Here is a 22551-nt window from a genome sequence, read left to right as displayed (position 1 = left end):
CTCCCCCTTTATTGGCAAGGCAGAATGCGCCGCACCTGGTACTGGGTGTTAGAGGAGAGCTCCACTTGGCTCGTGTACACCCGGTCCACGGGACGGCCGCGGGAAAGCATCTCTGCACCCAACACCAAGGAGAGGCGCCTCAGGGTGTAGGTTTTGCTGTTTTGCGTAACCTGGTACGGTGGCGTGCCCGTGGGGTTGGCATAGCTATAGCTCCCCGGGTTCACCAGGACATCTCCTTGGCCTGCCTCGTAAACATACTGGATCGCAAAGCGGCTCAGGTTGAAAGCCACTGGGATTTCTCCGCCCGAGCCCTCCCGGTAAAGGAGCTCTTTCGTGGAGGCGTTGTATTTAAACCCCAGGGTGCGCACCCGGAAAAGAAGCGTGTTGGGCGTGTAATCAATGGTGTTGCCGCACCCGGCATGAACCACGTGCCAACGGTTGGGCTGTCCCCCCACAGCGTTTACCCCTGTAACCGGAAGGATAACCCCATCCCCATTGGCGTTGACCATCAGGACGTGGTCCCCAGGGGAAATCCCTATAGCCGAAGCCTGGCTTGCTAGCACGAGGATCTTAGCCTCCGCAGCTTGTTTGAAGCTATTGTTGCCTCCGCTGTCATGGGGCAAAACGGGATACCCTGCTCCCCCATCAATGAGGGCGAAGGAGATACTCCCCTCTCCCGAGGGATACGGGGTGGAGGCCAATCCGCCAAACACGGCGCTACGCAAGTCTTGGGTAAACACCTCCACGATGCGCCGAAGCTTAGCTTGGAGGCTTGCGGCAGCGTCCAGGTCCGAACGAAACCCCATGAACTGGACCATTCCGCCGTAGGCGATGGCCATCACCGTGGCTAGAATGACCAGGGCAAGGAGGAGCTCTAAAAGCGTGAAACCGGTTTTCCTTCCCATGGCTTCCTCCTGTCAGTTAATGCCCTCCAGAGGGGGAGACGAGGAACCTGAACCGGAAGGCGGGGCCGAAAAGGTACGGGCTTCCGTGCAGTGCTCCTGCCCGCCTTGCCGCCAGCACACCCGGATGCGGTACTCGTTCACGCTCACACCCAAGGCATTGGCCCAGCTTGGCGTTCCCACATTGGCAATCTCCACCCGGTATAGGTCCGGGTTGGCAAAGCGGGCCTCCTGGGGAAGATCGGGGAAGGTTTGCCGAAGCTCCCCGTACCCGTACACGATGGGCGTGGCGCCAGCCAGGAGAAAGGTATCCCCCCCCACGATCCTCCGGCCCAGGTAGTTAAGGACCTGCACCGCTTGGGTCCGGGCACCCGAAACGGAGGTCTGCCTAAGGCTGGATACCAAAACGGCGTTAAAGGCCAACAAGACCAAGGCCAGGATGGAAAGGGCAATGAGCACTTCCAGCAAGGTGAGCCCTAAAACACCTCTTCTCATGGCACCCTCTTGGCCTCCCCAATCAGGGAGATGGTGTACGTGTAGGTCCGCCCACCCACCGAGGCGGTAAACGTCAGGGCTTGGGAAAGGGGTTGTCCTTGAGGGTTCTGGACCTTTCCGGGAGGGGTAAACCGGGCAATAGCCCCATTCCCAAGGGATAGGGTCACACCCTGGGGTATATCCCAAGCGCGAAGGACCGTGGAACCCCGCTTCAACTCCAGGCGGTTCCCGTTGCGCTCTAGGGTGAGGTTTTCCCCTCGGCTCGCCGCCTCGGTGGCCCCTTGCCAGAAGACGTTTTGCAGGGTGTTAAGAAAAGCCGCATGCTCCTGGCCCAAAAGGGTCCTGCGCCCGTTCAAGGCCCCCAGGGCCAAGACCACCGCCAGGATGGCAAGGAGCACCACGAGCTCCACCAAGCTAAGTCCTCTTGCGTTCACTCACACCTCCCTTTCTGTAAGCATCCTAGAGCCTAAGCCATGGGAGGCGCATCCCCCAAATGGGGGATATAAAAGGGCGGCCCGAAGGCCGCCTTTGGCGGAGGGGGCGGGATTCGAACCCGCGAGGCCCCTTGCGGGGCCTACCGGTTTTCGAGACCGGCCCGTTCAACCGCTCCGGCACCCCTCCCTGAGCCGGGCGAAGAAGTCCCTTAAGAGCTTAGCACACTCCCCTTCCCGCACGCCACCCAGGACCCTTCCCCGTTGACCAAACCGGGTGAGGGCCCCCTCCTTCAGGTTCTCCGCCCCGTAGACCACCTCCACCCCCGCCTGGGTTAGGGCGTGCTGGCACATGAGGCAGGGCTCGAGGGTCACGTACACCCGCCCCCCCCGGGCCTCCTTGCCCGCCTGCCGGAGGAGGAGCATCTCGGCGTGGGCCGTGGGGTCGCCCTCCGCCTCCACAAGGTTGTGGGCCCGGTAAAGCCTATCCCCCACCACCAGGACCGCCCCCACGGGCACCTCCCCCTGGGCCAGGGCCGCCTTGGCCTCCGCCAGGGCCTGGCCCATGCGGCGCTCCTCCTCCCCCATGGGGTAAAAGCCTAGGACCTCCACCACCCGGCTTCCCTCCGCCCGCACGGGCCAGAGGCCCTTGAGCTCCTTGGGCACCCCCTTTTCCGCCAGGAAGTCCCTTAGGCGCTTCCTCCCATAGGGCATCTCCAGGTAGTCTCCTGGCGCAGGAAGGCGGAAGCCCGGGGGAAGAGGAAGCTTGGGCGAAGGAGGGATGAGGAAAAGCGTTCCCCCCTTGCGGCGGGCGAGGAAGCCCTCCGGCAGGGTGGCGGGCCTCCCGGCCAAAGCCCCTTCCAGGAGGGCGATGAGCCGGGCTTCCGGGCGGAGGGAAAGCCCCTCCAACACCTGGCGGAGCGCCCGGCGGCGGAGGGCGGGGGGGGCGTGGAGGAGGGGGGCCGCCCGGTAGGCGGGGACGAAGAAGCGGGGATCAGGAAGGAGGCGCGCCCTGGCCTCCCTCTCCAGGTGGGCGTCCTCCGCCTCCTGGGCCCGGGCAAAGCGGTCCAGGGCCTCCCGGGCCCGGGGAAAGCGCTCCAAAAGCAGGGGAAAGACGGCCAGGCGCAGGTAGTTCCGGTCCCAGGTGGGGTCTTGGTTGGTGGGGTCTTCCCGCCAGGCCTCCCCCAAGGACCCCAGGTAGTCCCGGAGGGCCTCCCGGGGGAAGGGAAGGAGGGGCCGCACCACCAGGCCCTCCTTCTCCCGGATGCCAAGCCCCCGGGCCGTGCCCTGGAGGAGCTTGAGGAGAACGGTTTCCGCCTGGTCGTCCAGGGTATGGGCGGTGAGGATGGCCTTGGCCCCCACCGCCTTGGCCACCCGGTGGAGGAAGGCGTAGCGCACCTCCCGGGCCAAGGCCTCCAGGTTCTCGCCCCTTTCCCTGGCGATCCGCCCCACCTCCACCCGCTCGGCGAAGAAGGGAAAGCCAAGCCTCCCGGCTAGGGCGCGCACGAAGGCCAGGTCCTCGGCGCTTTCGGGCCTCAGGCCGTGGTCCAGGTGGGCCACCACCCCCCTTCGCCCCAGGCGGTGGACCAGGTGGGCGAGGGCCACGGAGTCCCCGCCCCCAGAGACCGCCAGGACCAAGGGGTCCTCCGGGGCCAGGGCCTTTAGGCGCTCAAGAACGGCGGCCTCGAGGGGAAGAAGCCCCAAGCCTCGCCACCTCCGCCCTCAGGAGGGACAGGCAGCACCTGCCCCGGGGGTTGCGCAGGTCGCAGGCGCACCGCTTGGCCCGCACCCCCGCCTCCACCTCCGCCACCGGGTCCCGCTCGGATGAAAGGGCCTCCTCGAGGGCCTCCCGGGTCCAGTCAAAGCAGTAGCACACCAGGGAAGCCCCCTTATCGTACACGGGGAAGCGCACCTCCTCCAGGGTGTACACCCCTTCCGCCCCGAAGTAGACCACGGGGCAGGCCGGGTCCTGGCAGAGGTAGTGCGCCGCACCCGGGTCCAGGCGGGCCAGGGCCTTTCCCGTGAGGAAGTTCTTCACCGTCTTTAGGGGTACGGGAAGCCCCTCTTGAGCGTTTTGCGGGCAGCGCATACCCCCACTATACGGGGTATCCTAGGGCCATGCGCCTCCGCTTCCGGGAAAACGGGCCTTACGTCCTGGACCTGCCCGAGGGAACCTCCTTCCGCCTCAATGGCGAAGAAAGAAAGCTAGAAAGGGCCAAGCTCGCCCTCTGCCGCTGCGGCCACTCCGGGAGCAAGCCCTTCTGCGACGGCACCCACAAGGCGGTGGGCTTCCAAGCAGAACCCGGGGAGATAGAGGTTCAGTAGAGGAACTCCCGGATATCGTACCGGCTCGCCCTGAGGCCCAGGCGCCGGACGGCCTCCGCCCAGGCCTTAAGCTCCCCTTCCACGTCCGGGAGGGGCTCTAAACCCAAGGCGGCGTAGGGGGTCTTTGGGGTTTCCTGGAAAGGGGATAGGTAGACGATATCCTCCCGGTCCAAGGGGAGCTCGGCGAGGAGGGCGAGGCTCTCCCGGAAGTGGGCCTCGGCGAAGGGCCTCCCCCCGGCCCCCACCATGAGGATCACCCCCACGCCAAGCCCCGCCCCCTTCAAGGCCCGCACCAGGGGCAAGGCCTCCCGGGGGTGGCCGGGCTTGCGGAGGAGGGCGAGGAGGGGGGCGTGGCCCGTTTCCAGGCCCAGGTAGACCCGCCTCAGGCCCAGGGCCCGAAGCCTTTCCCACCAGGAGGCCTCCTTCTTAATCCCCGTGAAGAGGTCCAGAAAGCCGAGGATGGGCTCCCCCGGAAACGCCCGCCCCGCCGCCTCCAAAAGGGGAAGGAGGGGGTCCTTTAGGGCCAAGGCGTTCCCGTCCGCCAGGAAAACCCCCCTCCTCAGGCGAAGCCCCTCCCCCAAGAGGGCCTTTACCCGGGCGATGTGGTCCTGGAAGGCCTTTGGCTCCCGCACCTGGAAGGGGCGGTCCTGGTAAAAGCTACAGAAGGCGCAGCGGTTCCAGGTGCAGCCCGTGGTGGCCTGGAGGACCACAGCGAGGTAGGCGTCGGGGGGCAGGATGCTGACGGGCCAGGCGTAGGCCTCCCGGTACGGCCTAGGGTCCAGGAGGCCCTCCGGGGTCCAGCGGAGGACCTCCTGGCGCCTTTTAGGGTCTTGGAGGTGGGCCTCCGCCAAGGCCAGGGCTTCCCCGTAGACCCTGAGGGCCTCCTCCGGGGGAAGCGTCTGCCTCCGCCTCTCTCCTTCCCGGTAGCGCAGGTGGAGGCTTCCGTCCAGGGCCCGCTTGTAGGTCACCCCCTGGCGGAAGTAGTGGTAAAGCCGCCCCTCCCGGTCAAAGGAGAGGACCCTATCCCCCAAGGAGAGGACCGTGGCCTCGGGCCTAAGGAGCTCCACGGCCTTAGAATAAGCCCCGTGGCGCTTTCCGCCCTGAAGGGCTTCCTCTCCCCCGAAACCCTCCCCCACCTCACCCCCTTAGGGGGGTTTGAGGCCCGGGTGTACGGGGACGGGGCAAGGGTCTACAAGGTCTACCGCCCCGAAGAGGCGCACCTCGCCGCCCTCGAGGCCCGCCGCATGGCCCGGGCGGGCCTGGGAAGCTTCGTCCTGGGGGTGGCGGAGGTGGAGGGCCACGGGGTCCTCATCACCCGCCGCTTTCCCGGCAGGCCCTTCTCCCCCGAGGCCTTCACCCCCAAGACCCTGGCCGCCCTCGCCCACCTCTTCCTCTCCCTCCACCGCCTCCCCGAGCCCGGGTACGTGGAGGAGGCGGAGCTTTTAGCAAGGCTAGAGCGCTTTGCGGAAAGCCTCCACGGTATTCCCGAGGCCCTGGACCTCATCCAGCGCCTCAAGCGGGAGGTGGGCCTGGCGGCAGGGGTGGAAAGGCGCTTCTGCCACCGGGACGCCTGGGCGGGGAACCTCCTGGTGAAGGCCCCTCAGGAAGAGGGCCCCGAGGTCCTCCTGGTGGACTGGGTGCGCTCCGGGGGCGACGACCCCGCCCGCGACCTGGCCCTCCTCAAGACGGGAAGCCTGGACCTCCTGGGGGAAGAGGCCGCCCGGGAGGCCCTCCTTCGCATCGCCCGCTTTTACCCCGCCGAGGTGCGGGAAAGGCTCGCCTTCTACGTTCCCCTCACCTACCTCCACGACCTCCACTGGTTTAGGACCAAGTACCCCGAAGGCTTCCTCGAGGCCCTACGGGAGAAACTCCCCAAGGCCCTAAGCTTCTTCCGGGACTTTTTCAACCGGGGAAAGGCGTGTTAGGCTTTTCCGGATGAAGGTCACCCTAGTGGACCATCCCCTGGTCCAGCACAAGCTGGCCCACCTTAGGGACAAGCGCACGGGCCCCAAGGACTTCCGGGAACTCGCCGAGGAGCTTTCCCTCCTCATGGCCTACGAGGCCATGCGGGACCTGGAGCTTACGGAAACCACCGTGGAAACCCCCGTGGCCACGGCCCGGGTCAAGGTGCTCTCCGGCAAAAAGCTCGCCCTGGTGGCCATCCTCCGGGCGGGGCTTGTCATGGTGGAGGGCATCCTAAAGCTCGTCCCCCACGCCCGGGTGGGGCACATCGGGCTCTACCGCGACCCCGAGTCCCTAAAGCCCGTGCAGTACTACGCCAAGCTTCCCCCGGACATCGCCGAGCGCCGGGTCTTCCTCTTAGACCCCATGCTGGCCACCGGGGGTAGCGCCAGCCACGCCCTCACCCTCCTCAAGGAGAAGGGGGCCAAGGGCATCAAGCTCATGTGCCTCATCGCCGCCCCCGAGGGGCTTGAGCGCATCGCCCAGGACCACCCCGACACCGAGGTGGTGGTGGCGGCCATTGACGAAAGGCTCAACGAGCACGGCTACATCGTCCCTGGCCTAGGGGACGCCGGGGACCGCATCTACGGGACCAAATGACCGAGCTCCTGAAGCGCATCGGCGTGGCCGACCCCGGGGGCACGGGGTGGCTTTCCGTGGCCTTCGCCTTCCTCCTCGCCCTCTTCTTCACCTGGCGCTTCCTGCCCCACGTGCGCCGCTTCGCCCTCAAGGTGGGCTGGGCGGACCAGCCCAACGAGCGGCGCCTCAACCGGGAGCCTTTGCCCAACGCCGGGGGGCTTGCCGTCTACGCCGGGGTGGTGCTGGCCCTGGTGGCGGCGGCCTTCCTCCGGCCCATCCTGGTGGAAAGCGTCCTGATCCAGGTCCTCGCCATCCTCCTGGGCGGGGCCTGGCTTGTCCTGGTGGGCTTCATTGACGACCAGTTCGGCCTCCCTCCCCTCTTCCGCCTCTTCGTGCAAACCCTGGCCGCCCTCCTCCTCATGGCCGTGGGCGTGCGCTTTGAGGCCGCCTTCGGCACCCCCCTGGACCCGGCCTTGGGGGTTTTCCTCACCTGGCTTTGGGTGGTGGGCATCACCAACGCCCTAAACCTCATGGACGGTCTGGACGGCCTCGCCGGGGGCATCGCCTACATCAGCGCCGTTAGCCTCCTCTTCGTCTCCGCCCAGTATCCCTTCTGGGCCGCGGGCACCCTGGTCCTCGCCGCCCTGGCCGGGGCCGCTTTAGGCTTCCTGCGGCACAACCTCCACCCAAGCCGCATCATCCTGGGGGACGCCGGGGCCTACTTCCTGGGCTACACCCTGGCGGCCACCGCCCTCCTGGGCAACCTGAAGCTCACCACCTTCCTGGGCCTCCTTCCCCCTGCGCTTTTCCTCCTCCTCCCCATCCTGGACACCACCCAGGTGGTGGTGCGAAGGCTCCTGAGGGGGCAGAACCCCCTCTCCACCCCGGGCAAGGACCACCTCCACCACCACCTCCTCGCCCGCGGGCTTTCCCAAAGGCGGGTGGCCTTCGCCCTCTGGGGGGTGGCCCTCCTTTTCAACCTGGCGGCCATGCGCTACCTCAACATGCCCTGGGAAGCCATCGGGGCGAGCCTCCTCGCCACCCTCCTCGGCCTTGCCTGGGTCACCTACCGCCGGCTTCGGGCGCTATGGAGGGAACAATGAAGCGGGTGGTCCTCGCCTTCGGTACCCGGCCCGAGGCCACCAAGATGGCCCCCGTGTACCTGGCCCTCAAGGCCCTCCCCCACCTCACTCCCCTCGTCCTCCTCACGGGCCAGCACCGGGAGCAACTGCGGCAAGCCCTAAGCCTCTTCGGCATCCAAGAGGACCGGAACCTGGACGTGATGCAGGAGCGCCAGGCCCTCCCCGACCTGGCGGCTCGGATCCTCCCCCAGGCGGCCAGGGCCCTAAAGGAAATGCGGGCGGACTACGTCTTGGTGCACGGGGATACCCTCACCACCTTCGCCGTGGCCTGGGCCGCCTTTCTGGAAGGCATCCCCGTGGGCCACGTGGAGGCAGGGCTAAGGAGCGGCAACCTCAAAGAGCCCTTCCCCGAGGAGGCGAACCGCCGCCTCACGGACGTCCTCACCGACCTGGACTTCGCCCCCACGCCCCTGGCCAAGGCCAACCTCCTGAGGGAGGGGAAGCGGGAGGAAGGCATTCTGGTCACGGGCCAAACCGGGGTGGACGCCGTCCTCTTGGCGGCCCGGCTAGGGAGGCTTCCCCAAGGGCTTCCCCCGGGGCCCTACGTCACCGTGACCATGCACCGCCGGGAGAACTGGCCCATCCTTTCCGAGCTGGCCCGGGCCCTGAGGCGGGTGGCGGAGGCCTTCCCCCACCTCACCTTCGTCTACCCCGTGCACCTGAACCCCGTGGTGCGGGAGGCGGTCTTCCCCGTACTCAAGGGCGTGAAGAACTTCGTCCTCCTGGACCCCCTGGAGTATGGGCCCATGGCGGCTTTGATGAAGGAAAGCCTCCTCTTGGTCACGGACTCAGGGGGCCTGCAGGAGGAGGGGGCGGCTTTAGGGGTGCCGGTGGTGGTCTTGAGGAACGTCACGGAAAGGCCTGAAGGCCTCGAGGCGGGCATCCTCAAACTGGCCGGCACGGACCCCGAAAGGGTTTACCGCGCGGTGGCAGGGCTTCTGGAAGACCCCGAGGCCCTTGCAGAGATGCGAAAGGCCAAAAACCCCTACGGGGATGGCCGGGCGGGGGAAAGGGTGGCCCAGGGCGTGGCCTGGCGGCTCGGCCTCGGCCCTAGGCCGGAGGACTGGACCCCGTAGGCCAAGCCCGAAGCTGGTAGAGGCCCACCAGGAGCACGGCGCTTCCCAAAAGAAGGGCCGCCGCCCGCCCCCCCAGAAGCTCAAAGAGGAGGCCCGTGAGGTAGGCCCCCAAGGGCCCCGTGCCCAGCATCACCAGGCTGTACACCGCCATGACCCGGCCCCTTAGGCGGTCGGGCACGGAAAGCTGCACCAGGGTGTTGGCGTTGATGAGGACGGAGATCATGCCAAACCCTCCCAGGGCGAGGAATAGGGGGACCCAGGTGGGGTGGGGAAGGAAAAGCCCCAGGTGGGCCAAGGCCAGGGCGAAGACCCCAAGGAGGAGGCGCATGGGCCTCGGCCGCCCCGTGAAGGCCATGACCAAGGCCGCCCCCAAGGCCCCAAACCCCACGGCGGAGAGGAGAAAGCCATAGCCGGTGGCGGAAAGCCCCAGGACGAGCCGGGCGTAGGCGGGGACCAGGGTCTGGAAGTTCATGCCGAGAAGGCTGGCGAAGAGGACAAGCCCCACCACCCGCCGCACCAGGGGATGCTCCAAGACAAAGCGGATGCCCTCGAGGGCCTCCCTCAAGAACCGCCCATCCCCCTCCTCCCCCCTGGGCCCCGGGGGCACCCGCAGGAGGACGAGGAGGAGGGGCAGGAAGGAGAGGGCGTTGGCCAGGTAGGCCACCCCCACCCCATAGAGGGCGATGAGCACGCCGGATAGCGCAGGCCCCAGGAGGCGGCTTGTGTTGAAGCCGAAGGAGTTTAGGGCGATGGCCCCCGGGTACCGCTCCCGCCCCGCCAGCTCCACGGTGAAGCTCTGGCGCACGGGCAGGTCCATGGCGTTCAAGGCCCCATAGAGGAAGGCGAAGAGGAGCACGTGCCCATAGCGCACCGCCCCCGTGAGGATGAGGAGGGCCATGAGGAGGGCCAAAAGCATCATCCCCCCCTGGGTTAGGAGGAGGAGGTTCCGCTTGGGGTAGCGGTCGGCCAAGACCCCGGCGGGCAGGGAAAAGAGGAGGGAGGGCAAGAACTGCAGGGCCACCACGAGCCCAAGCCGCTCGGCGCTCCCCGTGAGGAGGAGCACAAGCCACCCCTGGGCGGCGGACTGCATCCAGGTGCCCATCTGGGAGGTGAAGAGGGCGAGCCAGTAGGCGCGGTAACGGGGGTCTTGCAGGAGGGCCAGGGCCAGCACCCTTCCATCCTACCCAATCCTGACTGACCGGTCATTGCCAAGGGGGAAAAGGACGCCGGCCTATACTGAGGCATGGCCGGGCGCGGGCTTTTCCTCTTCCGCCTCTTCGGCATCCCCGTTCACCTGGACCTTTCCTTTCTCCTCGTCCTCCCCCTCTTGGCCTTCCTCATCGGGAGCAACCTCCCCCTCTACCTGGAGCTCTTCGGCCTACCCCAGGACCCAAGCCTCCTCGAGGGCCTTTGGCCTTTCCTCCTTGGGCTTTCCGCCGCCCTGGGGCTTTTCCTCTCGGTCCTCCTGCACGAGCTCGGCCACGCCCTCACCGCCCGGCGCTTCGGGGTGGAAACCCGGCGCATCACCCTTTGGCTCTTGGGCGGGGTGGCCCAGATGGAAAGGATCCCGAAAGAGCCCGGCAAGGAGCTCGCCATCGCCCTGGCAGGGCCTGCGGTGAGCCTCGCCCTAGCGCTTTTCTTCCACCTCGTCAAAGCCCCCACGGGCCCTTGGGGCTTTCTCACCCACTACCTGGCCCTGGTGAACCTGATGCTCGCCCTCTTCAACCTCCTCCCCGCCCTTCCCCTGGACGGGGGGCGGGTCTACCGCGCCCTCCTCGCCCTAAGGAAGCCCTACGCCAAGGCCACCCGGCAGGCGGCGGCCCTAAGCCAGGCGGTGGCCTTGGCCCTGGGGCTTTTCGGCCTTCTGGCCTTCAACCCCTTTCTCATCCTCATCGCCTTCTTCGTCTACATGGCCTCCCGGGCCGAGGCCGAGGCCACCCTCCTGGCCCAGGCCCTGGAGGGGCTTAGGGTGAGGGACCTCATGACCCCGGACCCCATCGCCCTCTCCCCCGATACCCCCGTGGCCGAGGCCCTCCGCCTAGCCCTCCACCACAAGGTTTCGGGCTTTCCCGTGGTGGAGGGGGAAAGGGTGCTTGGGGTGGTGGGCCTGGAAGGGCTAGAAGGCGCAGACCCCCTGGCCCCCGTGGCCCGCTACCTGCACCCGCCCCTCCTCCTCTCCCCGGAAGAGGAGGCCCTTGCCGCCCTGGAGCGCATGGCGGAGAGGGGGTATGTGCGGGCCCTCGTGGTGGAAAGGGAAAGACTTGTAGGGGTCTTGAGCAAAACCGACCTCCTAAGGGCCTTCCAGGTGCGGCTTCTCGGGCTTGACAGGCCTAGGGGGGTGGGGTAGGTTATGGGCGCAAAAGTATGCGGGAGGTGCCCATGAAGCGAGCGATGGTCCTTATCGGTTTGTTGGTCCTGGGTTTGGGCCTTGCCCAGAAGCCCCGCGTGGCCATCGGCACGGGAAGCACGGGCGGGGTCTTCTTCTACTACGGCACCGCCTTGGCCGACATCCTGAACAAGGCCGGGGTGGTGGAGGCCCAGCCGGTACAGACGGGAGGCTCTTACGATAACCTGCAGCTCCTCCGCGACCGCACGGGCGGGGGCACCTATTACTGCGCCCTCACCACCACGGACTCCGCCTACGTGGCCTACACCGGCGAGGAGCCCCGCTTCAAGGACCGCCCAGCCAAGAGCCAACGGGTCCTCTTCTACATGTACCCCTCCTTCATCCACCTGGTGACCAGCGAGAAGACCGGCATCAAGGTGGTGCAGGACCTGAAGGGCAAGCGCGTTTCCACAGGCCAGCCCGGCTCCAGCACGGAGAACCTGGCCCTCCTGGTCCTCCAGGGAGCAGGGGTGAAGCCGGAAACCTTCGCCAAGCGGGAGCGCCTCCCCGTGGCCGAGGGGGCCAAGGCCCTGGCGGAGGGCACCCTGGACGCCTTCTTCTGGGTAGGGGGCGTGCCCACGAGCTCCATCGTGGAGCTTTCCCAGACCCTGGCCCGCAAGGGGGACCGCGTCTACCTGGTGCCCATTGACCCCAAGAGCACCACGGCCCAGGTGGTCATGAAGCGCTTCCCGGGCCTGGTGGACCCCTACCGGGTGCCCAAGAGCGTCTACAACACCCGCACGGACGTGCCGGGCCTGGCCACGGGCAACATCGTGGTCTGCCCGGATAGCCTCCCCGCCGAGGCGGCCTACGGCATCATGAAGGCGGTGTTTGAGAACCTGGACACCCTGCGCACCGCCGTGGCCGCCGCCAAGGACACGAGCCTCGAGGCCACCGCCAAGCTCTACGGCAAGCTCCCCATCCCCTTCCACCCTGGGGCCGAGCGGTACCTGAAAGAAAAGGGCCTCGTCAAGTAACCCTTCTTGCGCCCGGGTGTCCTGGGACTTCCCAGGCCCCGGGCCTTTTGGAGGCTAAGCCATGGAGCTAGAACATCCCAAAACCCCTCAAACCCCCTTAGCCCGCCTCACGAACTGGATCCTGGTCCTGGGGGCCCTCTATAGCCTCTACCTCGTCCTCCACCCCTTTACCCCCTTGGCCAGAGCGGAAATCCCCATCCTGGACATCGTCCAGCTCCAAAGGAGCACCCACGTCCTCTTCCTCCTCGTAGGCGGCTACCTCGTTTCCTTCTATCTTCCCCGGAAGCGCACCCTGGGCGCCTGGGTCTACTTCCTCTTCACCCTCATCCCCCTCTACCACTTCCTCTTCCCGGGCATCCCAGGCGTGGACCTTCCCCGGGAGGCCAAGGCGGTGGGCGTCCTCTACTGGGCGGTAGCCGCCCTTCCCGCCCTCCTCCCTTCCCTCAAGCGCCCCGCCGACCTCCTCGCCGTCCTCCTCGCCCTCTTCCCCACCCTCTACCAACTGCGCTACTTTGAAGAGCTCGTCTACCGGGCCGTCCTCCCCGCCCCCTGGGACATGGCCATGTCCTTCGGCCTCATCATGCTGGTCCTGGGCCTGGTCTACCGCCTCCTGGGCCCGGTGATGCCGGTTCTCGTCCTCTTCTTCTTCAGCTACAACCTCCACGCCGACCTCTTCCCGGGAGCTTTTAAAGGCACCAAGCAGGGGATTGACCTCCTCCTGGGCAAAACCTTCAACGAGACGGAGGCGGGCATCTACGGCCTCATCACCGGGGTATCCGCCAAGTACCTGGTCTACTTCACCCTGCTTTCCGGCATGATCGGCGCCTTGGGCCTGGGGAGGGTGGTGGCCAACCTGGCCCTGGCCCTGGTGGGCAAGCACCCCGCCACCCCGGGGCGGGTCACGGGGCTGGCCAGCGTCTTCATGGGGATGTTCTCCGGCTCAGGGGCCGCGGACACCCAGTTCGTAGCCGCCCTCACCAAGCCTCTCTACGAGAAGGCGGGGTACCACACCCTCACCGCCGCCGGCCTCGTGGCCACCGCCGGCACCATCGCCCTCATCACCCCCCCGGTCATGGGCTCCATCGCCTTCATCATGGTGGAGATCCTAGAGATCCCCTACATCAAGGTCATCGTCATGGCCCTGGGGCCTGCCCTCCTCTACCTCACCGCCGTTTTGGCCTTCAACGAGTTCTACTCCCGCAGGGCAGGGCTATCCCCGGTGGGGGCCGAGCTCGGCATGGGCCGCCGGGCCTACGCCCTGCGCTACGCCACCCTCTTCCTCCCCATCCTCCTCATCGTCGCCATGCTCTACCTGGGCTACGAGGTGCGCACCGCCGCCAGCCTGGCCCTGGTCCTCTTCGTCCTCATCGCCTACCTGGACCCCACCCTGAGGCCCAAAGGCATCGCCCCCATCTTCCAGGGCCTCGCCGAGGGCTTCCGCACCCTCCTCCCCATCGGCACCGCCGTGACCGCCGCCAACCTCATCTTCGCCATGATGGTGATCTCCGGCCTGCCCTCCAAGTTCAGCCAGCTCCTGCAACAGGTCTCCGGGGAAAGCCTCCTCCTCGCCACCCTCATCACCGCCCTCTTTAGCCTGGTCCTGGGCATGGGGGTGCCCCCCACCGCCACCTACGTCCTCACCTCCGCCCTCACCGCCCCCGCCATCATCGCCCTGGCCAAGGAGAACGGCATCCCCGACTCCGCCGCCCTCCTCGCCACCCACATGTTCCTCTTCTATTACGCCGTCCTGGCGGACGTGACCCCGCCCGTGGCCCTCTCCGCCTATGCCGCCAGCAGCGTCTTCGGCACCAACCCCCTGCAGACGGGGGTCTACGCCGCCCGGGTGGCCCTTTCCAAGTACCTGGTGGGCTTCTTCTTCCTCCTCTCCTACTCGGGCACCGCCCTCCTCATCGTTCCCGTCCTGGAAAACTCCCCGCCCGGCGAGGCTTGGCCCATGATCCTGGAGCGCTTCCTGGCCGTGGCTGCGGGCATCGTCTACCTCTCCGCCTCCGGGGCCGGCTACACCCGAAGGGTCCTCAAGCGCTGGGAGGCCTGGGCCCTAGGCATCCTGGCCGTCCTCCTCTTCGTGCCCCACACGCTCCTCAACCTCCTCGCCTTCCTTCTGGGCCTCCTCTTCTTCTGGAAGCCCAGGGCTTGACGAAGCCATGGCGAAGGGCGTAGCGTAGCCCTGGAAAAGGAGGTAAAGCCATGAGAAGCGTCCTACTGGTCCTGGTAGCCCTCTTGGGTTGGGCCGCAGCCCAGAAACCCCGCGTGGTCATCGCCACGGGCGGGGTGGGCGGGGTTTACTTCTACTACGGCACCACCCTGGCGGAGATCTGGAACAAGGCGGGCGTGGCCGAGGCCCAGGCCATCCAGACCGCCGCCTCCATAGATAACCTCCTCCTCCTGGAAACCCGCACCGGCGGGGGCACCTACTACTGCGGCACCGTCCTCCCCGACTCCGCCTACCTGGCCTACACCGGCCAGCACGAACGCTTCCGGGAGCGGCCTGCCAAGAGCGCCCGCATCCTCTTCGCCATGTACCCCAACTACCTCCACCTCGTCACCCGGGAAGGGGCCGGGATCCGGGTGGTGCAGGACCTCAAGGGCAAGCGGGTTTCCACGGGGGCCCCGGGCTCGGGCACGGAGGTGGAGGCCCTTTTGGTCCTGCAGGCGGCGGGGCTTAGCCCCAAGGACTTCGCCAAGCAGGAGCGCCTGGGGGCCCAGGAAAGCGCCAACGCCCTGGCGGAGGGCAACATTGACGCCTTCTTCTGGTCGGGGGGCTTGCCCACAGGGGCCATCACCGAGCTAGCGGCCGCCCTCGCCCGCAAGGGGCAAAGGATTTACCTGGTGCCCCTAGACCCCAAGAGCACCGTGGTCCAGACCTTCACCCGCCGCTTCCCCGGCCTGGCTGGCCCCGGGGTCATCCCCAAGAGCGTCTACGGCACCCGCGCCGACACCCCCACCCTCACCTTCTGGAACCTCTTCGTCTGCCCGGAAAGCCTCCCCGCCGAGGCGGCCTACGCCCTCACCAAGGCCACCTTTGAAAACCTTCCCGCCCTGCGGCAGGCGGTGGCCGCCGCCAAGGACACCTCCCCGGAAAACGCCGTGCGCTTCGTGGGGGGCACCATCCCCTACCACGAGGGGGCCTTGCGCTACTTCCGCGAGCTTGGGGTCTTGAAGTAGGGGATGCTGGCAAAAAGGCTTCCGGCCCAGCTCCTTGGGGGCTGGGCCTTTTTTCTCCTCCTCGCCTTGGCCTCCTTGCGGGTGGTGGAGGTGGAAGGCCCCGGAGGCAAAGCCCTTCTCCTCCTAAGCCCCTGGCAGGAGGTGCGGGTGGAGTTCGTGAACTCGGTGACGGGCCGGCCCGTCCTCCTGGAGTTTTACCCCCTCTGGGCTTTTCAAGGCTTCCGGGCCTTCACCGACCCCGAGACGGAGGCCTACTACACGGGGGGCGAGTACCCCTGGAACCAGGCCCTCGCCCGGGAGCGGCAAAAAGAGCTCCGCTACTGCTCGGAGGTGGGCCTCGCCTTGAGGCTTGGGGGTAAGTGGTTCCAGGTGGCGGGGGGGTGCCTGCGGGTCCGGCTCCTATGGCCCCCTTAGCGGAGGACCTGGGGCACCACCCTTAGGGTGAGGGTCCTGCCCTGGCGGAAGACCTCGAGGACCACCGCCTCCCCCGGCTTCTTGCCGTAGAGCACCCGGCGGAGCTGGGCGATGGAGGTGAGGGATACCCCGTCCGCCTTCAGGAGGACATCCCCGTCCACCCCCACCTGCAGGGTTTCCCCGGTGGGAAGCTGGATGTAGGCGAAGCGGCTTGGGGCCCTAAGCCCCGCCCGGGCCGCCGGGCTATTCCGCTCCACCTCCTGCACCATGAGCCCGGTGGCGGGCAGGCCGTACTGCTGCCTGAGCCTTTCCGGGTAAAGGGAAAGGGGGATGAGGGAAACCCCCAGGCGGGGACGGTTCCGGATGATCTCCTCGGCGGTGAGGGTCTTCCCGGAGCGAAGCTCGGGGAGGTACTGCTTCACCAGGTTGATGGGCAGGGCGAACCCCACCCCGGCGAACTGGGCCGCCCCGAACTGGCCCGTGGGGGTGAAGATGGCGGTGTTGATGCCGATGACCTCACCCCGGGAGTTGAGAAGCGGCCCCCCGGAGTTCCCCGGGTTGATGGCGGCGTCCGTCTGGATCACCTGGGGCACCAGGCCCGTGTCGTCCCCAATGGCCCCCGGGTTCTCCCGGATGGCGGAGACGATGCCCTGGGTCACGGTGAACTCTAGGCCAAAGGGGTTGCCCATGGCGATGGCCTTCTGCCCCACGCGGATCTTGTCCGAGTCCCCAAGGACCAGGGGCACGAGCCGCTCCTTGGGGGCCTCCACCTTAAGAAGCGCCACGTCCAAGGGCGGGGCCGCCCCCACGAGCCGCGCCGGGTACTCCTTGGGGTCGTTGTGGAACTTCACCGTGATGCGGCTCGCCCCCTCCACCACGTGGTAGTTGGTGAGGATATACCCCTCCTTGTCTATGACGAAGCCCGAGCCCGTCCCCTCCTGGGGCGGCACCTGGAGAAAGGGGGCGAAGAACTCAAACCCCGGGGGGAGCTGGACGTTTTGCGGCCGGGTCACCACGGCCACGTAAACCACCCCGTCCCCGTACTTTTCCACGATTTCCACGGTGTTCCGCTCGTACTCCAAAAGCCCGCCGTCAGAAAGGGCCTTGGGCGCCTGGGCGCTTGGGGCCTGGCTATTGGAAATCCCCCACCAAAGCACGGCGCCCGCCATGAGGGCTAAGGCCACGAAACCTACGAAGGAACGGCCAAGGTTCATGCCTCACCTCCTCTTCCCACCCTATGCCCCCCCGGTTAGGGGGCGATTAGACGAAGACCACGGTCTTGTTGCCGTGGATCAGGATGCGGTCCTCCAGGTGCCAGCGCACCGCCCGGGCCAAGACCGTGCGCTCCAACTCCTGCCCAAGCCGCCGCATCTCCGCCACCGAGTGGCGGTGGGAGACCCGGACCACGTCCTGCTCAATGATGGGGCCGGCGTCCAGCTCCTCCGTGACGTAGTGGGCCGTGGCCCCGATGAGCTTCACCCCCCGCTCGTAGGCCTGGCGGTAGGGGTTGGCCCCGGCGAAGGCGGGCAGGAAGGAGTGGTGGATGTTGAGGATGCGCATGGGGTAGCGGGCCACGAACCGGGGGGAGAGGATCTGCATGTAGCGGGCGAGGATCACGAGCTCCACCTTTTCCTCCTCCAGAAGGGCGAGGATCCTCTCCTCCGCCTCCTCCTTCCGCCCCGCCTCCACCGGCACGTGGTGGTAGGGGATGCCGAAGCGCTCCACCTCCTCCCGGTGGTCGGGGTGGTTGGAGATCACGAGGCGCAGGTCCATGGGAAGCTCCCCCACCCGGTAGCGCCAAAGGAGTTCCAAAAGGGCGTGGGCGGGTTTGGACACCAAAATGGCCGCCCGCTTCCTCTCCGAGGCGTAGGCCAGGCGCCATGCCATGCCGAAGCGCTCCGCCACCACCTCCTGGAAGGCCCGCTCCAGGGCCGGGCGGGAAAGGTCCAGGTGGGGGGTGGTGAAGGCGAGGCGCATGAAGAAGACGCCCCCTTCCGGGTCCGTGGAGTGCTGCTGCAGGTCCGTGACGTTGGCCCCGTGGGCGTAAAGGAACCCGGAAACGGCCGCCACGATGCCGGGCCGGTCCGGACAGGTGATGAGAAGACGGGCCTCCTCCATGCCCGCTACTATATCCCCATGGAGCTTTCCACCACGGACCTCTCCGACCTCCACCCCGAGGCGGTGGCAATGCCCATGGTCTTCCAGGCCTTTGGGGGGAAAAGGCGCTTTTCCGGCCGGGTGAGGACCTTGAGGGTCCTCGAGGACAACGCCCTCGTCCGCCAGGTACTGGAAGAGGGGGGCGAAGGCCAGGTCCTCTTCGTGGACGGGCAAGGCTCCCTGCGCACCGCCCTCTTAGGAGGCAACCTGGCCCGGCTCGCCTGGGAAAGGGGCTGGCAGGGGGTGGTGGTGCACGGGGCGGTGCGGGACACGGCGGAACTCGCCGCCATCCCCATCGGCGTCCTCGCCCTGGCCGCCACCCCCAAGAAGAGCGCCAAGGAGGGGAAGGGGGAGGTGGACGTGCCCCTTAGCCTTCCTTGGGGAGCGGTGCTTCCGGGAAGCTTTCTTGTGGCCAATGAGGACGGGCTTCTTCTCCTCCCTTCGCCCCCGAACGCCGGCCAAAGCGGCGGATGAGCTCCTCCTCCTTAAGGGCCAAAAGGGTGGGGCGGCCGTGGGGGCAGACCCAGGGGGTCTCGCAGGCGAGGAGGGCGTCCAAAAGGGCCTGCCCCGCCACCTGCCCCAAGGGGTGGCCCGCCTTGATGGCGGGGAGGCAGGCCAGGCGGGCGAGGAGGTTCTTTAGGCTCCTCCCCTCCCCCCTCAAGGCCTCCCGGAAGACCTCGGGGAGGAGAAGGGGGTAGGGGTGGAGAAAGGCGGGCGCCTTTAGGAGGCGCACCCTATGGGGCCCGAAGGGCTCGTAGGCGAAAAGCCTTTCCGTCCCCCCCGGCAAAAGGAGGGCTTCCTCCGGCGTGAGCTCCACCAGGACGGGATAGGGCAGGGGGCTTAGGCCCTCCTCCAGGCGGCGCAGGAAGTCCTCGTAGAGGATGCGCTCGTGGGCGGCGTGCTGGTCCACCACGTAGAGGGTGTCCCCCCCTTCCGCCAAGAGGTAGCTATCCCGGAACTGGCCCAGGTAGCGGAGCCGGGGAAGCCCCGAGGGCGTGGGGGGGGTAAGGGGGGCAAGGGGCTTGGGCTCCGGAAGGAGCCGGACCAGGTTCCGCCCCGCCAAGGCCTCCCGGATACCCTCCTCCACAAAGGCCTCCACCTCCCCGCTTAGGGCCACCTCCTCCTTCCTGGCGTCCAGGCGCAGGCGGTACAACCCTGGGGAAAGGCTCAGGTTCAGGACACCCACGGGGTAGTGCCCCTCGGGGAGGAGGTCCTTGTAGGCCCGGCGCACCGCCTTGAGAAGCCCCGGGGGAAAGGCCACGGGACGGCCGTTCACCGCAAGGAAAAGGGCGTCTTCCCGGGTACGGGAAACCTGGGGCCCAGAAAGGAGCCCGGAAAAGGCCATCCCCTCCCCCCGCCGTTCCACCCGGAAAAGCCGCTCCGCCATCACCCGGCCGAAGGCCAGGCGGGCCGCCTCCTTTAGCCCCGCCCCCGGGAAGAGGAGCCTAGCCTCCCCCTCGGCGAAAAAGGCGAGGACGAGGTGGGGGTGGTGGAGGAGGTAACGCTTGAGAAGCCCCTGGACCTCCCGCACCTCCCGCGCCGGGTCCCGCCCCTCCCCGGCGAAGAGGCCCACCACCTCCACCCGGGTACCGGGGGGTGCGGGGACAGGGCGCACCTCCACCGCATCCCCCCGGGCCACCAGAAGCCCACCCCCGAGCTGCCCCTTAGGCCGGGAGCGCAGGCGCAAGGTGGCGGCCTGCCTCAGGGCGTAAAGGGCCTGGCCCCGGAAGCCCAGGGTTTGGATGGCCTTCGGGTCTTGGAGCTTGCTGGTGGTAAAGGGCTCCACGGCGAGGGAAAGCTCTTCCAAGGGGATGCCTTCCCCGTCATCCTCCACCACGAGCCTTTCCAGGCCCCCGCCAAAAAGCTCCACCCGCACCCGCTTGGCCCCTGCGTCCAGGGCGTTTTCCAAGAGCTCCCGCACCGCATCCCTCACGGAAAGGAGCACCTCGCCCCGGGCGAGGAGGCCCTTAAGTTCGGGCGGCAAGGGGCGGATCACCCCTTCATGCTACCCAAGGGCGCCCCCAGGGCCAAGGCCTTGAGCTCGTGGAGGAGCTTAAGGGCCTCGAGGGGGGTGAGGCGGTCGGGGTCCAGGGAAAGAAGCCGCTCCAAGACCTCCTCCCAAGCCCCTTCCCGCCGGGCCGCCATGGCCTGGAGGAGGGCCTTGGCCCGCTCCACCACCCCCTCAGGAAGGCCCGCCATCCGGGCCACCTCCACCCCATAGCTTTTGGAGGCGGGCCCGGGAAGGACCTGGTGGTAGAAGACGAGCCCGCCTTCCTCCTCCTTGGCCGCCACGTGGAGGTTCTTCAGGCGGGGCAGGGAGAGGGCGGTGAGCTCAAAGTAGTGGGTGGCGAAGAGGGCGTAGCACCGCCTTTCGTGCAGGGCCTCCGCCACGGCGGTGGCGATGGCGAGGCCGTCCAGGCTGCTGGTGCCCCGGCCCACCTCGTCCAGGAGGACGAGGCTTTTCCCCGTGGCTTCCTTGAGGATGAGGGCCACCTCCTCCATCTCCACCATGAAGGTGCTCTTCCCCCCCGCCAGGTCGTCGGAGGCCCCGATGCGGGTGAGGATGCGGTCAAAAAGGGGAAGCTCCGCCGCTTCCGCCGGCACGAAGCTCCCTATTTGGGCGAGCAAGGCGATGAGGGCCGTCTGGCGGAGGAAGGTGCTCTTGCCCGCCATGTTGGGCCCCGTGACCAGGACGAGCTCGTGGGCCATCTCCAGGTCGTTGGGCACGAACTCCGTGCGCCTTTCCACCACGGGGTGGCGCCCCGCCCGGATGGAAAGCCTTTCCCCAAAGCGGGGCCTCGTGTAGCCGTGGCGCACCGCCACCTCGGCCAGGGCGGCGAAGACGTCCAGTTCCGCCAAGACCCGGGCCGCCTCCCTTAGGGCCTCCACGTCCCTTTTCGCCCGCTCCCGCACCGCCAGGAAGACCTCCTCCTCCCGCCTTCGGATCAGGGCCTCGAGGCGGTAGAGCTCCCTTTCCCTTTCCTTCATCTCCGGCAGGGTGTAGCGCTGCCGGTCCTTGAGGGTCTGCACCGCCCGGTACTCCTTGGGCACCCGCTCGTAGTAGGGGCGGGTGACCTCGAGGTAGTAGCCGAAGACGGCGTTGTAGCCCACCTTGAGGGTGGGTATACCCGTGCGCTCCCTTTCCCTTTGCTCCAGCTCCAGGAAGTAGGCCACCCCCTGGGCGTGCTCCCGCCTCAGGGCGTCCAGCTCGGGGTCATACCCCTCGCGGATAAGCCCCCCCTCGGAAAGCTTCAGGGGAGGCTCGTCCACCAGGGCCGCCTCGAGCTCTTCTAGCAAGGCGCCCAGGTCGGGAAGAAGCACCTCCTCCCCTAGAAGGGCCTTGACCTCGGGGAGGATCTCCAGGCTCCGCCTGAGGGCGGCCAGGTCTTTAGGGCCAGCCCGGCCGAGCTCCAGGCGGGTGGCGAGCCGCTCCAGGTCCGCCAGGCGGAAAAGGAGCCGCCGCACCCCCTCCCTCAGGGCCCCATCCCCCACGAAGCGCTCCACCCGGTCCAACCGGGCCTCCAAGGGGCCCCGTTCCAGAAGGGGATGGCGGAGCCAGCTCTGCAAGAGCCGCCTGCCCGGGGCGGTCCTCGTCTCGTCCAGGACGCCAAAGAGGGTGTCCTGGCCCCTCAGGGGCTCAAAGACCTCCAAAGCCCGCAAGGTAGCCTCGGGCAGGCGCATGAAGGCCCCGGGGTCGTAGGCGCGGAAGGGCCGCACGCTCAGGGCCCCGCCCTGGGTGGCGCGGGCGTAGGCGAGAAGCGCCCCCTGGGCCCGCCTGAGGGCCAAGGGGCCTTCCCCTTCGGGCTCAAAAGGGGCCTCAGAAAGCATCACGGGGAAGCGTTTTTGGAACTCGGCCACGAAGGCCTCGTTCTCCCGGAGCTCGGGGCTCAAGAGGACCTCCGCAGGGCGGTGGCGGAAAAGCTCGTCGTAAAGGGCGCTTTTGCTCTTAAGCAAAGTGCCCTTGAACTCCCCCGTGGACACGTCCAAAAAGGCAAGCCCCCACCCGTCCCCCGTGGCGATGGCCGCCAGGTAGTTGGCCTCCCGGGGCAAGAGGGTTTCCTGGACCAGGGTGCCGGGGGTGAGGAGCTGGGTCACCTCCCGCCGCACCAGCCCCTCCGCCTCCTCCGCCGGCTCCACCTGGTCGGCCACCGCCAGGCGGAAGCCCATCTTTAGGAGGCGTTCGGCGTAGGCGTCAAAAGCCCGGATGGGGATGCCCGCCATGGGAGTGGTGAAGTCCTTGCTGGTCTTGTGGGTGAGGACAAGGCCCAGGGCGCGGGCGAGCCTCTCCGCATCCTCGCCGAAGCACTCGTAGAAGTCCCCCACCTGGAAGAGGAGGAGGTAGTCCGGGTAGCGGTCCCGAAGCTCCACGTACTGCTGGAGGAGGGGCGGCAAGGGACCAGGGCCTTCGCCCTTGAGCATGTGCACTATGTTAACCCTGCCGATACCCCCCAGGGAATTGGGAAATGTTTCCTCAGCTTTGGGTCATCTTCCCGGACTCATGCTTACTTGACAGGGGTAG

The 22551-nt window shown here is 67.5% G+C and carries 22 protein-coding genes and 1 tRNA gene; 11 read left to right on the top strand and 12 right to left on the bottom strand.

Annotated features, from left to right (window positions below; translation table 11 throughout):
• Positions 1-8 precede the first annotated feature (8 nt).
• From L0C60_RS01505 to L0C60_RS01480, 6 genes are all read right to left on the bottom strand, one after another.
• Positions 9-905, bottom strand: a complete 897-nt coding sequence (locus L0C60_RS01505) for a prepilin-type N-terminal cleavage/methylation domain-containing protein (protein ID WP_234504296.1) — start codon at positions 903-905, stop codon at positions 9-11.
• 12 nt (positions 906-917) lie between these two features.
• Positions 918-1397 (bottom strand): prepilin-type N-terminal cleavage/methylation domain-containing protein, encoded by a 480-nt coding sequence (locus L0C60_RS01500; protein ID WP_234504294.1) that lies wholly within the window; start codon positions 1395-1397, stop codon positions 918-920.
• Positions 1394-1831 carry a type IV pilin gene (locus L0C60_RS01495; protein WP_234504292.1) on the bottom strand — a complete coding sequence of 146 codons (438 nt, stop codon included), beginning with the start codon at positions 1829-1831 and terminating at the stop codon, positions 1394-1396. Before L0C60_RS01495 ends, L0C60_RS01500 begins: the two co-directional genes overlap by 4 nt.
• A 95-nt stretch (positions 1832-1926) precedes the next feature.
• Positions 1927-2018, bottom strand: a tRNA-Ser gene (locus L0C60_RS01490).
• The gene (gene tilS, locus L0C60_RS01485) at positions 1997-3532 is read right to left on the bottom strand and encodes a tRNA lysidine(34) synthetase TilS (protein WP_234504290.1); all 1536 of its coding nucleotides are present in this window, start codon (positions 3530-3532) and stop codon (positions 1997-1999) included. The genes L0C60_RS01490 and tilS overlap by 22 nt, the downstream gene beginning before the upstream one ends.
• Positions 3498-3917 carry a putative iron-sulfur cluster-binding metallochaperone gene (locus L0C60_RS01480; protein ID WP_234504278.1) on the bottom strand — a complete coding sequence of 140 codons (420 nt, stop codon included), beginning with the start codon at positions 3915-3917 and terminating at the stop codon, positions 3498-3500. Before L0C60_RS01480 ends, tilS begins: the two co-directional genes overlap by 35 nt.
• 29 nt (positions 3918-3946) lie before the next feature.
• Between L0C60_RS01480 and L0C60_RS01475 the strand changes: the two genes are divergently transcribed.
• Positions 3947-4153 carry a CDGSH iron-sulfur domain-containing protein gene (locus tag L0C60_RS01475; RefSeq protein WP_234504276.1) on the top strand — a complete coding sequence of 69 codons (207 nt, stop codon included), beginning with the start codon at positions 3947-3949 and terminating at the stop codon, positions 4151-4153.
• Here the strand turns inward: L0C60_RS01475 and L0C60_RS01470 are convergent.
• Positions 4147-5220 (bottom strand): radical SAM protein, encoded by a 1074-nt coding sequence (locus L0C60_RS01470; RefSeq protein ID WP_234504274.1) that lies wholly within the window; start codon positions 5218-5220, stop codon positions 4147-4149. The two genes, L0C60_RS01475 and L0C60_RS01470, sit on opposite strands and share 7 nt — an antisense overlap.
• Positions 5221-5238: 18 nt before the next feature.
• On the opposite strand from L0C60_RS01470, the gene L0C60_RS01465 reads away from it, so the two are divergent.
• The 4 genes from L0C60_RS01465 to wecB are packed head-to-tail and all read left to right on the top strand — an operon-like array spanning position 5239 to position 8912.
• The gene (locus L0C60_RS01465; RefSeq protein WP_234504272.1) at positions 5239-6078 is read left to right on the top strand and encodes an aminoglycoside phosphotransferase family protein; all 840 of its coding nucleotides are present in this window, start codon (positions 5239-5241) and stop codon (positions 6076-6078) included.
• 10 nt (positions 6079-6088) lie between these two features.
• A complete protein-coding gene (gene upp, locus L0C60_RS01460; protein ID WP_234504270.1) occupies positions 6089-6715 on the top strand; it encodes a uracil phosphoribosyltransferase in 627 nt (208 codons plus the stop codon).
• On the top strand, positions 6712-7797 hold the full coding sequence (locus L0C60_RS01455; RefSeq protein WP_234504266.1) for an MraY family glycosyltransferase: 1086 nt from the start codon (positions 6712-6714) through the stop codon (positions 7795-7797). Before upp ends, L0C60_RS01455 begins: the two co-directional genes overlap by 4 nt.
• The gene (gene wecB / locus L0C60_RS01450) at positions 7794-8912 is read left to right on the top strand and encodes a non-hydrolyzing UDP-N-acetylglucosamine 2-epimerase (protein ID WP_234504264.1); all 1119 of its coding nucleotides are present in this window, start codon (positions 7794-7796) and stop codon (positions 8910-8912) included. The genes L0C60_RS01455 and wecB overlap by 4 nt, the downstream gene beginning before the upstream one ends.
• On the opposite strand, the gene L0C60_RS01445 is transcribed toward wecB, so the two are convergent.
• The gene (locus tag L0C60_RS01445) at positions 8887-10083 is read right to left on the bottom strand and encodes an MFS transporter (RefSeq protein ID WP_234504261.1); all 1197 of its coding nucleotides are present in this window, start codon (positions 10081-10083) and stop codon (positions 8887-8889) included. The genes wecB and L0C60_RS01445 overlap by 26 nt on opposite strands.
• Before the next feature lie 72 nt (positions 10084-10155).
• Here L0C60_RS01445 and L0C60_RS01440 point away from each other — a divergent pair, with 72 nt between their 5' ends.
• The 5 genes from L0C60_RS01440 to L0C60_RS01420 all read left to right on the top strand — a co-directional run bounded on the left by L0C60_RS01440 (position 10156) and on the right by L0C60_RS01420 (position 15875).
• Complete coding sequence (locus tag L0C60_RS01440; protein ID WP_234504256.1) at positions 10156-11259, top strand: site-2 protease family protein; 1104 nt, start codon at positions 10156-10158, stop codon at positions 11257-11259.
• Between the two features lie 32 nt (positions 11260-11291).
• Positions 11292-12275 carry a TAXI family TRAP transporter solute-binding subunit gene (locus L0C60_RS01435; protein ID WP_234504253.1) on the top strand — a complete coding sequence of 328 codons (984 nt, stop codon included), beginning with the start codon at positions 11292-11294 and terminating at the stop codon, positions 12273-12275.
• 61 nt (positions 12276-12336) lie between these two features.
• A complete protein-coding gene (locus tag L0C60_RS01430) occupies positions 12337-14433 on the top strand; it encodes a TRAP transporter permease (protein ID WP_234504249.1) in 2097 nt (698 codons plus the stop codon).
• A 50-nt stretch (positions 14434-14483) separates the two neighbouring features.
• Complete coding sequence (locus tag L0C60_RS01425) at positions 14484-15461, top strand: TAXI family TRAP transporter solute-binding subunit (protein ID WP_234504246.1); 978 nt, start codon at positions 14484-14486, stop codon at positions 15459-15461.
• Between the two features lie 3 nt (positions 15462-15464).
• The gene (locus tag L0C60_RS01420; RefSeq protein ID WP_234504243.1) at positions 15465-15875 is read left to right on the top strand and encodes a hypothetical protein; all 411 of its coding nucleotides are present in this window, start codon (positions 15465-15467) and stop codon (positions 15873-15875) included.
• On the opposite strand, the gene L0C60_RS01415 is transcribed toward L0C60_RS01420, so the two are convergent.
• Both L0C60_RS01415 and purU read right to left on the bottom strand, forming a co-directional pair.
• Complete coding sequence (locus tag L0C60_RS01415) at positions 15872-17089, bottom strand: S1C family serine protease (protein ID WP_234504240.1); 1218 nt, start codon at positions 17087-17089, stop codon at positions 15872-15874. The genes L0C60_RS01420 and L0C60_RS01415 overlap by 4 nt on opposite strands.
• Positions 17090-17135: 46 nt before the next feature.
• The gene (gene purU / locus L0C60_RS01410; protein WP_234504237.1) at positions 17136-17993 is read right to left on the bottom strand and encodes a formyltetrahydrofolate deformylase; all 858 of its coding nucleotides are present in this window, start codon (positions 17991-17993) and stop codon (positions 17136-17138) included.
• Positions 17994-18011: 18 nt separating this feature from the next.
• Between purU and rraA the strand changes: the two genes are divergently transcribed.
• Positions 18012-18506 carry a ribonuclease E activity regulator RraA gene (gene rraA, locus L0C60_RS01405; protein WP_243092427.1) on the top strand — a complete coding sequence of 165 codons (495 nt, stop codon included), beginning with the start codon at positions 18012-18014 and terminating at the stop codon, positions 18504-18506.
• Here the strand turns inward: rraA and mutL are convergent.
• Both mutL and mutS read right to left on the bottom strand, forming a co-directional pair.
• Positions 18400-20028, bottom strand: coding sequence for a DNA mismatch repair endonuclease MutL (gene mutL / locus L0C60_RS01400; protein ID WP_243092426.1), 1629 nt, complete (start codon positions 20026-20028; stop codon positions 18400-18402). The two genes, rraA and mutL, sit on opposite strands and share 107 nt — an antisense overlap.
• On the bottom strand, positions 20025-22451 hold the full coding sequence (gene mutS / locus L0C60_RS01395; protein WP_234504228.1) for a DNA mismatch repair protein MutS: 2427 nt from the start codon (positions 22449-22451) through the stop codon (positions 20025-20027). Before mutS ends, mutL begins: the two co-directional genes overlap by 4 nt.
• Positions 22452-22551 lie beyond the last annotated feature (100 nt).

Origin of the sequence: Thermus hydrothermalis, from assembly GCF_022760925.1 — a bacterium.
Taxonomy (GTDB): domain Bacteria; phylum Deinococcota; class Deinococci; order Deinococcales; family Thermaceae; genus Thermus; species Thermus hydrothermalis.
Note: the sequence above shows the minus strand (reverse complement) of the source record. Positions and strands in the feature narration are given on the sequence as shown.